The sequence below is a fragment of the Aureimonas sp. AU20 genome, assembly GCF_001442755.1.
Taxonomy (GTDB): Bacteria; Pseudomonadota; Alphaproteobacteria; order Rhizobiales; family Rhizobiaceae; genus Aureimonas.
Genome location: NZ_CP006367.1, coordinates 78,460 through 92,323, shown reverse-complemented (window position 1 = coordinate 92,323; position 13,864 = coordinate 78,460). Strand labels below are relative to the sequence as shown.

The window sequence follows — 13,864 nt, the reverse complement described above, 5'->3', positions numbered from 1 at the left end:
GAAGAGGGGCGCGCCCGGCAGCGTCGATCCGTCTGGGAAGCGAGGGAGCGATTGGGGCAGTCGCGAGTTGCCCCTGTCTCCTTTCCCAATCGGAAACCATCGATCATGACCGACGATCCCCGCACGAGCCAACCGACCCGCTTTCCCTCCGAGCCGGAGCAGAAGCGTCCCGGCTTCGAGACCGCAATGCGCACCAAGCCCGACCATGGCGAAGAGAGCTATGTCGGCAAGGGCCTTTTGGAGGGGCGCGTCGCCCTCGTTACCGGCGGCGATTCCGGGATCGGGCGGGCCGTCGCCATCGCCTATGCCCGCGAGGGCGCGAATGTCGCGATCTCCTATCTCGAGGCCGAACAGGCCGACGCCGACGAGACCAAGGCCTGGGTGGAGAAGGCCGGGCGCCGGTGCCTTCTGCTGCCGGGCGATATCCGAGACCGCGCGCTCTGCACCGAACTGGTGGAGCGCACGGTCGGTGAACTCGGCCGGCTCGACATTCTCGTCAACAATGCCGCCGCGCAGACCACCAACGAAGATCTAAACGACATCGACGACGACACGATGGAAGAGGCCTTCGCGGTCAATGTCATCGCCATGGTTCGCCTCGCCAAGGCAGCGGTGCCGCACATGCAGCCGGGTTCCACCATCGTCAACACGACCAGCATCCAGGCCAAGGTCGCGACGGAAAACATGATCGTCTACGCCGCGACCAAGGGCGCCATTTCCAGCCTGACCATCGGCCTGTCCAATCTCCTGGCGCCCAAGGGCATCCGCGTCAACGCGGTGGCGCCCGGCCCGGTCTGGACGCCGATCCAGCCGATCGCCAAGCCTTCGGACAAGCTGGAGATGCTCGGCCAGGACACGCCGCTCGGCCGCGCCGGCCAGCCCAGCGAACTCGCCCCCGCCTTCGTGCTTTTGGCCTCCAAGGAGGGAAGCTACATCTCGGGCGCGGTGATCCCGGTGACGGGTGGCATTCCGATGTACTGAGCGATCGGGGAGGGTGCGCGGCGCAGCCCTCCCGTTCTTTCATGAACAGTCGTCTCCAACTGAGGCGACTGCGCGCCCCACGCGGGCGTTGCGATCTGACGGCGAGCGGTGGAAGGCGTGCAATGGCGGCCTATTCTTTCGCCCGCAGATTTTCCGATCCAATTTCCCGATTCACGAGGCGGGCATTTCCCATGGACATTACCCGAAACGGCTCGACGCCTTCGGCCAAAGGGCCGGCGGACTGGTTTACCGGCACCGTGCGCGTCGACGCGCTGTTTGCCGCCAACGAGGCGCGGCGCGCGGCGGCGGCGAGCGTGACCTTCGAGCCAGGCGCGCGCACCGCCTGGCACACGCATCCGCGCGGCCAGACGCTGATCGTCACCGCCGGGCTCGGTCTGGTGCAGCGCGAGGGCGGACCGGTGGAGGAAATCCGGCCGGGCGATGTGGTCTGGTTCGAGCCGGGCGAAAAGCACTGGCACGGCGCCTCGCCCACCACGGCCATGACCCACATCGCCATTCAGGAAAACCAGGACGGCAAGGTCGTGGACTGGCTGGAGCAGGTCAGCGACGCGGATTACCACGGCGGCTGAGCGTCAGGCCTTGTTGGGCTCGATCAGGTCCCAGCGATTGCCGTAGAGATCGCGGAACACCGCGACGCGGCCATAGGGCTCGTATCGCGGCGCGTCCTCGAACACGACGCCACGCTCGAGATAAGCGGCATGGTCGCGCTCGAAATCGTCGGTCTGGAGAAACAGGAAGACCCGCCCGCCCGCCCGCCCGCCTGATCGCCGATCCCGGCGCGCTGGCGGGCGTCGGCCGCCTTGGCGAGAAGCAGGCCGCCGCTGGCGGCGCCTTTGGGGCGGACGACGACCCAGCGCTTGTCAGGAGAAAGCGCGCGATCCTCCATGCGCTCGAAGCCGAGCACGCCGACATAGAAGCGAAGCGCCTCGTCGTAGTCCGCCACCAGAAGCGCGGTGAGGGCGAGCGTCTGCTGCATGGGTCGGGCTCCCTTCGACCGGCTTGCGCCCTGAAAAGCGCGCCTGGACCTTGGTGCAATACTTGTGGGCCGAGGATTGCCGAGCAAGTTTCTCGGCTCGCGCGGGGCGAAGCGCAGCCGATGCGAGGGCTTATCGGCGAGCCATCGCGACCCAGTGAACGGGGAGAAAATCCCGCCCGCCGACCTCCCTCAGGTTCTGTCCCCGGTTCTCAGCCGCGCAGCGCTTCGGCGGGGGACTGGCGATAGGCGAGGGCGGCGGGCACGAGCGTGACGAGAGCGACCGTCAGGAGCAGGCCAAGGAGGCTCCAGCCGTCCGAGGGATGCAGCTCGATCGGCAGCGCGATGCCCGTAGTGCGGCCGCCGAGCCGGGCGAGCAGTGAGGCCGCCGCGAAGCCGAGGCCGAAGCCTGCGAGCACGCCGGCGCCGACCATGGCGAAGACCTCGGCCCAGACGATGGCGAAGACTGAGAGGCGCGGCGCGCCGAAGGCCCGAAGCGCGCCGATCTGGCGCCGGCGCTGCAGGACATGGACGATCACCACGAAGAGGATCGCCGCGCCGACCAGCGCTTGCGCGCCCAGCGCAATGGCGGCAAGGACGCTGCGCGCGTCGCCCAGCGTGCCGTAGAGCCGGGTCAGGACCTCGGCCGGAAACACGGCGAGACTGCCTTCGCGGCGATATTCCTGGCGCAGCTTGTAGGCGTCGGCGATGGTGCGCGGCTTCACCACGATGGCGGGAACGCCCGGCGCGTCCGGCCGGCTCAGCGCGGCGGGGTCCACGGGCCGGTCGAGATCGACGACGCGCGGAAGCTCGCGCTCCTCAGGATCGACGAAGGAGGCCATGGACGCGAGGCCGGGGCCGACATGCGCGGGGGCAGGGCCAGTGGTTGAAGCGGCGGCGGGAGCCTCGCCGCGATGCGCGGCGTCGCCGGCTTCCTGCGCGGTTTCGTCGTGCGCCTCGTGCGGCTCGTGGCCATGGGCCAGCCACACCGCCTCGATCGGCACCAGCACCGCCTTGTCCCAGGCCGTGCCCGTCGGCTTCATGCGGCCGACCACCTCGTAGCTGATCTCGCCATGGACATGCCCGCCTTCGGACAGGCGGCCATGCAGCGGCTTGAAGCGCGAGCCGATCGGCCGCGCCACCGCCGCGCCGACCACGGCGTCCTGCAGCTTCTCGAAGCCGCGCCCCTCCGCCAGACCGCCGAGCCCAGCCACGACGTCAAGCGTCGTGCCGACCACCGGATCATCGCCGACGAAATCCCCGAAGCCCACCGGCGCGGCGTAGCGCACGCGCGGATCGGCGGCGAGATCGGCCAGCACGCGGCCGGGCAGAAGGGGGAGGGGGGCCGGCTGGAGAAAGACCGAGGACAGCACGAGCTGCGTTTCGCTGCCCGGCGCGCCGACCACGAGGTCGAAGGCGGCGGCGGCGCGGGCGCTGCCGAGCCGGATGGCCCGCTCGCCCAGCGTCACGGCGACGCCCAGCGCCGTCGCCAGCGCGATCAGCAGCACCACGGCGACGACGCCTGCGGCATGGCGGCGAAGATCGGCCCAGATGAAACCGAACATGGCTCAGGCCTCCGGGGCCGAAAGGAGGCGGCCGTTGGCGAGCCTGACGACGCGGTTCATGCGGCCGGTGAGATGCGGGTCGTGCGTGGCGACGATCAGCGTGACGCCCGTCTCGGCCCCGAGTTCCAGGAGGAGATCGCCCACCGCCGCGCCGGCCTCGGCGTCGAGGCTGGCGGTCGGCTCGTCGGCGATCAGGATCGCCGGCCGGCCGGCCAGGGCGCGCGCCACGGCGACGCGCTGCATCTGCCCGCGCGACAGGGTCTCCACCCTTTGCGCCGGCCGCTCGATGCCGAAGCGGGCGAGCAGCCGCTGCCCCTCGGCCCGCGCCTCAGCCAGCGGCAGGGCGCGCGACAGGCGATGGGGCAGAAGCACGTTGTCGATCGCCGACAGGCCGGGAAAGAGGTGGAAATCCTGCATCACCAGCCCGACATGGCGGGCCCGCCAGCGGTCGCGCCCCGCTTCGCTCAAGGTGCTGAGATCGGTCTCGCCCCAGCGCACCGTGCCCCGGCGCACCCGCTCCAGGCCGCTGACGGCGTTGAGAAAGGTCGTCTTGCCCGAGCCCGAGGCGCCGGTCAGCGCGATGCGCTCGCCGGGCTGGAGGTCGAGCGCGGGGATGGCGAGGGCGGGCGCGTCCAGCCCGGGAAAACGGACTTCGAGATCGCGAAGAACGAGCGCGGACATGGGATCACACGGAGGAGAAACGGGCGTCGACGATCCGCACCAAGCTGACGAAGCCGGTTTCGGGGTCGGTCCAGGAGCCCACCTCCAGCCGGCCCGACACCGCGATGGGCCGGTTGGCCTGCTCGAAGGTCTGCCGCTCGCGGAGATAGACGACGACGATATTGGCCGGCCAGTCCGCGTCCGAGGAGCAGAAGGGGCAGATCGACATGGGAATTTCGGTGAGCACGAAGAACTGCGCCTCGGCCTTGAGCGGCGGCGCCATGAAGCCGCGCATCTCGACACTCTGCCCGGCCAGCGACTTCAGCTTGTTGGAGAAGGCGAGGCCGAGCACGCTGATCTTGCCGTAGAGATCGTCGAAGCCGAGCGTCTCGGTGGCGTGGGCCGCTATGGGCCTGAGCGCGGCGAGCGCGAGCGCGCCGAGCATTGATGCTGTGAAGCGCCGGCGGGAGAGAGCGAGCCCGGTCATGGCGAAGTCCTCCAATGGCAAAGGCCCCGGCGCGGCGCGCCGGGACCCGTCTGCGTCCGAGAAACGTGAAGTTTTAGTTCTTGGCGGGCGCCAGCGCGAAGGCGTCGGCGAGAACGCGGTAGATGTCGCTCTCTTCCATGTAGCCCTTGAACTCCTCGGCGCCCGGACCGGCGGCCTGCAGCACCACGTCATCCACCGCATGGACGGCGGTGTCGGCCGAGCGCGGCAGGTTGCCTTCGCGGAACACGGCGCCGGGAACGTTCTTGTACGCCTCGTTCGCCACGTATTCCTTCTTCTCGTTCTGGACGGCGGGCTCGAACGGGCCGTCCACCTTCGGGCGGAAGGTCTCGTAATAGTCCGGGAAGTCGGCGGCGAAGATGGCGAGGCGGCGCGACACGTCCACGCGGTCGGGATAGCCGTCGCCGTCCTTGTCCTCGTAGTTGGGGAAGCCGGCATCGGCATAGACGCCGACCTTCTCGCGCATTTCCGTGCCCGGCTTGTCGTCGTCGATCGTGCCGATGATCGAGATGCCGTGCGTGTGGTCGGCCGTGGTGACGATCAACGTGTCGGGATGGGTGCGCTGGAACTCACGCGCCACGCCCACCGCCTTGTCGAACTCGATCGTGTCGATCATCGAGCGCTCGAAGTCCATCGGGTGCGAGGCCTTGTCGATGCACGAGCCCTCGACCATCAGGAAGAAGCCCTCGGGGTTCTTCGACAGGCGGTCCAGCGCGATCTCGGTCATCTCGACCAGACCCGGCTGGTTGGGGAATTTCGACACGGTGCCCTTCTTCAGGAAGCCGCGATCGAGCATGAAGTCCATGTTGCCGGTGTGGAACAGGCCGAGCAGCTTTTCCTGGTTCGAGCCCTTGGCGGTTTCCAGCTCGCCCTTGTCGGTCGCCAGCGCATAGCCCGCGTCCTGGAACATCTGGATGTAGTTCTTGTCGTCCTTGCGCTTGGAGCCGGGCGTCGACTGCGGCAGGAAGTAGGCCGAGCCGCCGCCGAGCAGCACGTCCGGCTTCACCTTGAACAGCATGTCGACGATCTCGGGCTTGTCGGCGCGCTTGCGGGTGTGGGACACCACGGCGGCGGGCGTCGCGTCCTCGACCTCGGAGGTGACGACGATGCCGACCGACTTCTTGGTGGTGCGGCGCAGCGCCTCGGCAATGGTCTCGACCTTCGGATCGTCGAAGGAGTCCTTCGTGCGGTCGGCATAGACGCCGAGCGCGTTGATCGCCGACTTGTGGCCGGTCATGTAGGCCGACATCGTGTTGGCGCTGTCGGTGGCGATGGAATTGGTCGAGGACGTGCCGACGAAGGCCATGTGGTCGAGATCGTCCATGGCGAGGCGGCCGTTCGCCTTGCCCTCGGTCATGCCCTTGGACATGATGCGCGCGCCGGTGCGGTTGGCCACCGTCATGCCGTCGCCGAGCAGGAAGATGATGTTCTTGGCCTTGGCCGTGGCGGGCGTGCCGTAGACTTCCCAGGTCACCGCCTTGGTCTCGTCGCCAGCCTTGGCCTCGACCTTATAGCTGCCCGGCGCCAGGATATGGCCGCCATGGATGCGGATGGCGGAGGCCTCGACGCCGTCTTCCTTCTCGATGAATTCGACGGGCTGGCCGAGCACCTCGGCGGCAGGCTTGCCGTTGATGGTGACGGCGACGTCGCCTTCCTTCACAACGCCCTTGAACTCGACCTTCATGTCGAAGGGCGAGCCCGCCAGGATGGTCGCGCGGTCGAGAGGCATGACCGTCGCCGCATGGGCGGTGGCGGTGAGCGCGCTGGTGACGACGAGCAAGCTGAGAAGGTGGCGCATCGATTGTCTCCACTGGGATCTGTCGGTTGCGGCATAGGTTTTCTTCATAACATCCGCGTGACAGCCCAGTTGAAAAATCCGAAATGAGCTCCACGGGCGTTATGTTATAACATAATAGACGATAGGAGAGAGGTTCGCGGGTGGACGAATGCTTCGCGCGCGAAGAAGAGGTCTAGCTGGGGCAAGTCGTCGGACTGACGGTCCCGCCCTCCATACTTGCCGACGACCGATCCTTCGCGTGTGCATTTGCCGTCTGGGTGACGGGTGAGCGCTTGGCGCGTCGCGCGGATGGCGCGCCCTTCGCCGAGCGGCTGCTTCCCGGCCGCGCGGCCGCATGATATCGCGCCTGTCGGTTCAACCCATAGGCGAGATCAGACGTGTCCGACGTGCCGAGCTTTTCCGACGCCCTCGCTCATGTGCTGGCCCATCCCCAAGCCGCAGGATGGGACGCGGCGTTCCGGCGCCGGTTCGACACGTATTTCCCCGCGCTGTTCGCCGAATTCTCGGCGGTCTATGCCGGGCATCCCGCGTTCCTGCGCGAGCTCGCAGAGGCGGTGAACTGCGCCGCCTCGTCCTATGCCGAGCGCTCGGCCGAGCTGAAGGCGCTGGACGCCGCGCGCGAGGCCGAGCCGAACTGGTTCACGGACGAGCGGATGCTGGGCGGCGTCTGCTATGTCGATCGCTATGCCGGAACGCTGAAGGGTGTCGAGGACCAGCTTCCCTATTTCGAGGAACTGGGTCTCACTTATCTCCATCTCATGCCGCTGTTCCGGGCGCCGGAAGAGAATTCCGACGGCGGCTATGCCGTCTCTTCCTATCGCGAGGTGAACCCGAAGCTCGGCACCATGGCCGATCTCGAGCATCTGGCCGGCACCCTGCGCCGACGCGGCATTTCGCTCACCGTCGACTTCGTCTTCAACCATACATCGAACGAGCATGAATGGGCGCGCCGGGCGCTGGCCGGCGAGAAGACCTATGAGGACTATTATCTCGTCTTTCCCGACCGGACGCTGCCCGACCAGTACGAGCGCACGACGCGGGAAATCTTTCCCGACGACCATCCCGGCTCCTTCGTGCAGCTGCCGGACGGGCGCTGGATCTGGGCGACCTTCTACCATTTCCAATGGGACTTGAACTACGCCAACCCCGCCGTCTTCCGCGCCATGGCGGGCGAGATGCTGTTTCTGGCCAATCGCGGCGTCGAGATCCTGCGCATGGACGCGGTCGCCTTCATCTGGAAGCGGCTCGGCACGCCTTGCGAGAGCCTGCCCGAGGCGCACCGTTTGCTGCGCGCCTTCAACGCGCTCTGCCGGATGGGCGCGCCGGCCATGGTGTTCAAGTCCGAGGCGATCGTCCACCCGGACGAGGTCGTCTCCTATATCGACCGCGCGGAATGCCCGATCTCCTACAATCCGCTGGTCATGGCGCTGGGCTGGGAAGCGCTGGCGACGCGGGACGCGCGCCTGCTCCAGCAGGCCTTCGACCGGCGCCAGCAGCTGCCGCCGGGCTGCGCCTTCGTCAACTATGTCCGCAGCCACGACGATATCGGCTGGACCTTCGCCGACGAGGAAGCGGCCGAACTCGGCATCCATGGCGGCGACCACCGGCGCTTCCTGAACGGATTCTTCGTCGGGCGCTTTCCCGGCTCCTTTGCGCAAGGCGAGCCCTTTCAGGAAAATCCGCGCACGGGCGATTGCCGCATCACCGGCACCACGGCCTCGCTCGCGGGCCTGGGGCGCGATCCCGACGCGGGCATCCGCCGCGTCCTGCTGCTTCATTCCGTCGCGCTGGCCGCCGCCGGCATTCCGCTTCTTTATCTCGGCGACGAGGTCGGCCAACTCAACGACCCGACCTATCTCGACCGCCCGGCCGAAGCGGTGGACAGCCGCTGGGTTCATCGGCCCTTCCGCCCGGACGCGCTCTACGGGCAACGGCACGACGAGGGCACCGTGGCCGGCCGGCTCTATGCCGGGCTGCGTCATCTGATCGCCCTGCGCAAGGCGACGCCGGCCTTCGGCGGCACGGCGCTGCGCGGCTTCTGGACCGGCAATCGGCATGTCCTGGGCTTCCACCGGCCCGAGCGGGGTGGGGTTCTCGTCTTCGCCAACCTGTCGGACGAGACGCAGGTGCTTTCGCCCGAACGCTTCGGCGCGCTGCCGTCCTCCATGCGCGATCTCGTGGGCGAGGAGCAGGTAATTCTTGGCGACGGTCTCACGCTTCCGCCGCTCGGCTTCGTGTGGCTCGCACCGGCTTGAGGGGCGCGAGACGGCCGGCGCGGTCCGTGACCAGTAGATCGTTCTGCAATCTAAGGTTTCGACAAAAGATTTTTAGGTTCTGCTGATGGCCTTCTCATCGCCGCGACTAATTGGGACGCGATTGTCCCAATGCCTTTCACTCGTATTCATTCGCCTACTCTGCGAAGCGTGTGGCAATAATGCGTTGATGGAGAGATGTTCTTCTCTTGGTCGTTTCGATGTTGCTTCTCGATGATGATTGCAGAGCCGAAATCGAATCTTGAAAATTGGGTGATGAGCCCAGTCGCCATTATTGGATTCTACAAGATTTAACTTCCCGCTGGCATGATCCTCTAATGTTTGGAGGAAACGTTTCATGCGCATGTGGCATTCCATCAAGCTGAGGTTGGCCCTGGCTTTCGTCCTTCTGATTTTGTTGGGCGCGGCCGGCAGCGTTCTTGGCTTGAGACAGTCCAGCCATACGTTCGCGGCGCTGGACGAGCTTGCCAAGCGCCCCTTCCTTCAGGTCGAAGCCGTCGGCCAGGTGCGCCTGGCGCTCGCCGATGCGCGGCGCATCCTGTTTCGCGCCATGGTGGTTTCACCGGAGGAGCGCGCGACAATCGAGACCGAGTATGGCGGCATCTGGTCGGACGCCGATCGTTGGATGAAGAGCTTCGAGGCGACGGTCGGCCCCGAGGGGCAGGCGGCCGCGCAAGCCCGCGCCGCCTCGCTGACGGCGCTGCGCGTCAAGATGGACGATGTCCTGCGTTGGATCGGCGAGGGACGCGGCGATGCGGAGATCCTCGACGCGATCCGTAAGGACGAGGGGCCCGCTGCCGATCAGGTGAGCGCCGATCTCGCCGCCCTCAGCGATGCCGCCAAGGCCAATGTGCAGGGCTTCGTTGCCAAGGCGGACGCCGACTACGGCTCGGCCTGGACCGTCTCCGTCGCGCTGATCGCCACCTCGCTACTCATGGGCACCGTGCTCGGCTTCCTGATCCTGCGCAGCTTCTCGACCGGCTTCGCCGAGCTGCGCGCCAACATGCTGCGCGTCGGCACGGGCGATATTTCCCATCGCATCGTCCACAATCGCCGGGACGAGATCGGCGAGCTTCTCACCACGCTTTGCCAGATGCGTTTGAAGCTGAACGAGATCGTCGCGGCCGTCGGCCTGCGCGCCCATGGGCTGACGCACACGGCGGGCTCGACCGCTTCCCTGTCGCAGCAGCTGGCCTCCGGCTCGGCCGAGCAGGCGGCGGCCTCCGAAGAGGCGAGCTCCGCCATGGAGGAAATGGCCGGCAATGTGCGGCACAATTCCGACAACGCAAACCAGACCGAGAAGGTAGCGCGCGAGGCCTTCACTCACGCCAAGTCGAGCGAGCAAGTCGTGCTGTCCTCCGTGGAGGCCATGCGGGCCATCGCGGAGAAGATCGCCCTCGTGCAGGAAATCGCCCGCCAGACCGATCTTCTGGCGCTGAACGCCGCGATCGAGGCGGCCCGTGCCGGTAGCCATGGCAAGGGCTTCGCCGTGGTGGCCTCCGAAGTGCGCAAGCTCGCCGAGCGCTCGCAGACCACCGCCGTGGAGATCGCGAGCCTGTCGCAGGAGACGCTGACCGCGTCCGAGACGGCGGGCCGGATGCTGACCGCGCTCGTGCCCAACATCCAGCGCACTTCGGAACTCGTCAGCGAGATTTCCGCCTCCTGCCGCGAGCAGGCGATCGGCATCGAGCAGATGAACCAGGCCATCGTGCAATTGAGCCAGGTCACGCAGGAGAACGCCGCGAGCGCCGACCATCTGTCCGCCTCGGCGGGCGAGCTGAACTTCGGCGCCGGCGACCTTCAGGACCGGATCGACTTCTTCAAACTGGAGTCCGACCTGCCCGGTCCGGGCGCCGCCGCTCCCACCACCCTGGCAGCCACCGCCGACCGGCCCGCGCAGCTCGGCGAGCGCGCCGCGCCCCTCTCGCTCGCAGCCTGATCCGCGCTGCCGCCACGCGTCCTCGCCCATGGCGGGACATGATACCCGAACGCCCCGCACGGCTCGCGCCGGCGGGGCGTTTTGGCTCCCGCATCCCGCGTCTTTGGGCCGGGCTGGCTTTTCCGGGCAAAGCCCCTTATATCGGGGGCGCCGACGGGGCGGGTCACGATCCGCCCCTTGACGCCTTTCACGGCCCCTGCTGGACGACATCCCGGCTGAGGGCGACTCGAAACCTCCAACTTAAAAGGGGATCTACGATGTCGATCACGCCCGAGCGCAAGTCCGAGCTTCTCAAGGAATACGCCACCAAGGCCGGCGACACGGGTTCGCCCGAGGTCCAGGTTGCGATCCTTTCGGAGCGCATCGCCAATCTGACCGAACACTTCAAGGGCCACAAGAAGGACAACCACTCCCGTCGTGGCCTTCTGAAGCTCGTGTCGCAGCGTCGCCGTCTCCTCGACTATCTCAAGGAGCGCGAGGAAGAGCGTTACACCACGCTCATCACCCGTCTCGGCCTGCGCCGCTAACGGACCACGCGGCGCCGGAGCCTCGATGTTCCGTCGCCGCACCTCTTTCCGGTTCGCTTCCACGCGGGCCGAATGCCCCGGCGGCGCCGCGCCGATCGCAGCGTCCGCCACGGAAAGGGTTCATCGCCCTTTTCGGGAGGAGCCCCTTCGCTCCTTCGACGAGTTGAACGCTCATGGGGCAGGATTGCCGGTTGCTTCCCGGCATGGGTTCTCGGCTTTGGCCGGAAACCGCACCGTGCCCGGGGCCGGAGTGCCCCGCCGGAAGCAGCCCGCCGTCTTGCCCGTGCGCGTTTTGAAATTTTGCCCCGGCCGCCCGAGCGCGGCCCGCACGAGAGGCATACCCTCATGTTCAATACCCACAAGGTCGAAATCGAATGGGCCGGCCGCACGCTGGTTCTCGAAACCGGCAAGATCGCGCGTCAGGCTGACGGCGCGGTGCTGGCGACCTATGGCGAGACCACGGTGCTCGCCACCGTCGTGTCCGCCAAGGCGCCCAAGGCCGGCCAGGATTTCTTCCCGCTGACCGTCAACTATCAGGAAAAGGCCTTCGCGGCCGGCCGCATCCCCGGCGGCTACTTCAAGCGCGAGGGCCGTCCGAGCGAGAACGAGACGCTGGTCTCGCGCCTGATCGATCGTCCGATCCGCCCGCTCTTCGCGGAAGGCTACAAGAACGACACGCAGGTCGTCGTCACCGTTCTCCAGCATGACCTCGAGAACAATCCCGACGTCGTCTCCATGGTCGCCGCCTCCGCCGCGCTGACGCTCTCGGGCGTGCCCTTCATGGGCCCGATCGGCGGCGCGCGCGTCGGCTACATCAACGGCGAGTACAAGCTGAACCCGCATGTCGACGAGATGGCGGAGTCGAAGCTCGACCTCGTCGTCGCCGGCACGCAGGACGCCGTCCTGATGGTGGAGTCCGAGGCCCGCGAGCTCGACGAGCAGACCATGCTCGGCGCCGTCATGTTCGGCCATCGCGGCTTCCAGCCGGTGATCGACGCGATCGTCCGCCTTGCCGAGCACGCTGCCAAGGAGCCCCGCCAGCACAACGCGCCGGACTTCGCCGAGCTCGAGCGCGAGATGCTCGGAATTGCCGAGACCGAGCTGCGCGACGCCTACAAGAACACCGACAAGCAGGCCCGCTACGCCGCGGTCGACGTGGTGAAGGGCAAGGTCACCGCGCATTTCTTCCCGGAAGGCGCGAGCGAGCTTCGCTATTCCAAGGAAGACGTCGGCAGCGTCTTCAAGGAACTGCAGGCCAAGATCGTCCGCTGGAACATTCTCGACACCAAGAGCCGCATCGACGGCCGCGATCTCGAGACCGTTCGCCCGATCGTCGCGGAAGCCGGCATCTTGCCGCGCACCCACGGCTCGGCCCTGTTCACGCGTGGCGAGACGCAGGCCCTCGTGGTCGCGACGCTCGGCACCGGCGAGGACGAGCAGTTCGTCGACAGCCTGACCGGCACCTACAAGGAGACCTTCCTCCTTCACTACAACTTCCCTCCCTACTCCGTGGGTGAGACCGGCCGCATGGGCTCGCCCGGCCGCCGCGAGATCGGCCACGGCAAGCTCGCCTGGCGCGCCATCCGTCCGATGCTGCCGGCCAAGGAAGCCTTCCCCTACACGATCCGCGCCGTGTCGGAAGTCACCGAGTCGAACGGCTCGTCCTCCATGGCCACCGTCTGCGGCACCTCGCTGGCGCTGATGGATGCGGGCGTCCCGCTGCAGAACCCGGTCGCCGGCATCGCCATGGGCCTGATCCTGGAAGGCGAGCGCTTCGCCGTCCTGTCCGACATCCTGGGCGACGAGGATCACCTCGGCGACATGGATTTCAAGGTCGCCGGCACCGAGAACGGCATCACCTCGCTGCAGATGGACATCAAGATCCAGGGCATCACCGAGGAGATCATGCGCATCGCCCTCGACCAGGCCAAGGGTGGTCGTATCCACATCCTGGGCGAGATGAACAAGGCGCTGGGTTCGGCGCGCGCCGAACTCGGCGAGTTCGCCCCGCGCATCGAGGTCATGCAGATCCCGACCGACAAGATCCGCGACGTGATCGGCTCGGGCGGCAAGATCATCCGCGAGATCGTCGAGAAGACCGGCGCCAAGATCAACATCGAGGACGACGGCACGGTGAAGATCGCCTCCTCCTCCGGCAAGGAGATCGAGGCGGCCCGCAAGTGGATCCACTCGATCGTCGCCGAGCCGGAAGTCGGCGAGGTCTACGAGGGCACCGTGGTCAAGTGCGTCGAGTTCGGCGCCTTCGTGAACTTCTTCGGTTCGCGCGATGGCCTCGTCCACATCTCGCAGCTGGCCGAAGAGCGCGTCCAGAAGACCTCCGACGTGGTCAAGGAAGGCCAGAAGGTCTGGGTCAAGCTCATGGGCTTCGACGAGCGCGGCAAGGTCCGTCTCTCGATGAAGGTCGTGGACCAGGCCACGGGCGAAGAGATCAAGAAGACCGGCAAGGAAGACGACGCGGCCTGATCGCGTCTCTCAACGGTTGATATCGGAAAGGGCGGGTGGCGACACCCGCCCTTTTTCGCGTGCAGGGTGGAGAGCCGGGCCGTGTCGCGGGCGCGTCCGATCATCGTCCGAAGACCCCACGATCCCCCTTCGGCGTGA

The 13,864-nt window shown here is 67.1% G+C and carries 10 protein-coding genes and 1 pseudogene; 6 read left to right on the top strand and 5 right to left on the bottom strand.

Going from position 1 to position 13,864, the window contains the following annotated elements; all coding sequences use genetic code 11:
- The first annotated feature begins 105 nt into the window (after positions 1-105).
- Together M673_RS00385 and M673_RS00380 are read left to right on the top strand one after the other, a co-directional pair.
- On the top strand, positions 106-981 hold the full coding sequence (locus M673_RS00385; protein ID WP_061972744.1) for an SDR family oxidoreductase: 876 nt from the start codon (positions 106-108) through the stop codon (positions 979-981).
- Between the two features lie 191 nt (positions 982-1,172).
- Positions 1,173-1,571 carry a (R)-mandelonitrile lyase gene (locus M673_RS00380; protein WP_061972742.1) on the top strand — a complete coding sequence of 133 codons (399 nt, stop codon included), beginning with the start codon at positions 1,173-1,175 and terminating at the stop codon, positions 1,569-1,571.
- A gap of 3 nt (positions 1,572-1,574) precedes the next feature.
- Here the strand turns inward: M673_RS00380 and M673_RS00375 are convergent.
- From M673_RS00375 to M673_RS00355, 5 genes and pseudogenes are all read right to left on the bottom strand, one after another.
- Positions 1,575-1,978, bottom strand: a pseudogene (locus M673_RS00375) (VOC family protein).
- A gap of 209 nt (positions 1,979-2,187) precedes the next feature.
- Positions 2,188-3,540: an ABC transporter permease gene (locus M673_RS00370; protein WP_061972740.1), complete on the bottom strand. Its 1,353-nt coding sequence runs from the start codon at positions 3,538-3,540 to the stop codon at positions 2,188-2,190.
- Positions 3,541-3,543: 3 nt separating this feature from the next.
- A complete protein-coding gene (locus M673_RS00365; protein WP_061972739.1) occupies positions 3,544-4,221 on the bottom strand; it encodes an ABC transporter ATP-binding protein in 678 nt (225 codons plus the stop codon).
- A gap of 4 nt (positions 4,222-4,225) precedes the next feature.
- Positions 4,226-4,687, bottom strand: coding sequence for a hypothetical protein (locus M673_RS00360; protein WP_061972738.1), 462 nt, complete (start codon positions 4,685-4,687; stop codon positions 4,226-4,228).
- Between the two features lie 73 nt (positions 4,688-4,760).
- Positions 4,761-6,503, bottom strand: a complete 1,743-nt coding sequence (locus tag M673_RS00355) for an alkaline phosphatase (protein ID WP_061972736.1) — start codon at positions 6,501-6,503, stop codon at positions 4,761-4,763.
- Between the two features lie 377 nt (positions 6,504-6,880).
- Between M673_RS00355 and M673_RS00350 the strand changes: the two genes are divergently transcribed.
- The 4 genes from M673_RS00350 (at position 6,881) to pnp (ending at position 13,726) form a co-directional block, all read left to right on the top strand.
- Positions 6,881-8,758 carry an amylosucrase gene (locus tag M673_RS00350; RefSeq protein ID WP_061972734.1) on the top strand — a complete coding sequence of 626 codons (1,878 nt, stop codon included), beginning with the start codon at positions 6,881-6,883 and terminating at the stop codon, positions 8,756-8,758.
- Between the two features lie 355 nt (positions 8,759-9,113).
- A complete protein-coding gene (locus M673_RS00345; RefSeq protein WP_061972733.1) occupies positions 9,114-10,715 on the top strand; it encodes a methyl-accepting chemotaxis protein in 1,602 nt (533 codons plus the stop codon).
- A gap of 257 nt (positions 10,716-10,972) precedes the next feature.
- Positions 10,973-11,242: a 30S ribosomal protein S15 gene (gene rpsO, locus M673_RS00340; protein ID WP_061972731.1), complete on the top strand. Its 270-nt coding sequence runs from the start codon at positions 10,973-10,975 to the stop codon at positions 11,240-11,242.
- 345 nt (positions 11,243-11,587) lie between these two features.
- Positions 11,588-13,726, top strand: coding sequence for a polyribonucleotide nucleotidyltransferase (gene pnp, locus M673_RS00335; protein WP_061972729.1), 2,139 nt, complete (start codon positions 11,588-11,590; stop codon positions 13,724-13,726).
- Positions 13,727-13,864 lie beyond the last annotated feature (138 nt).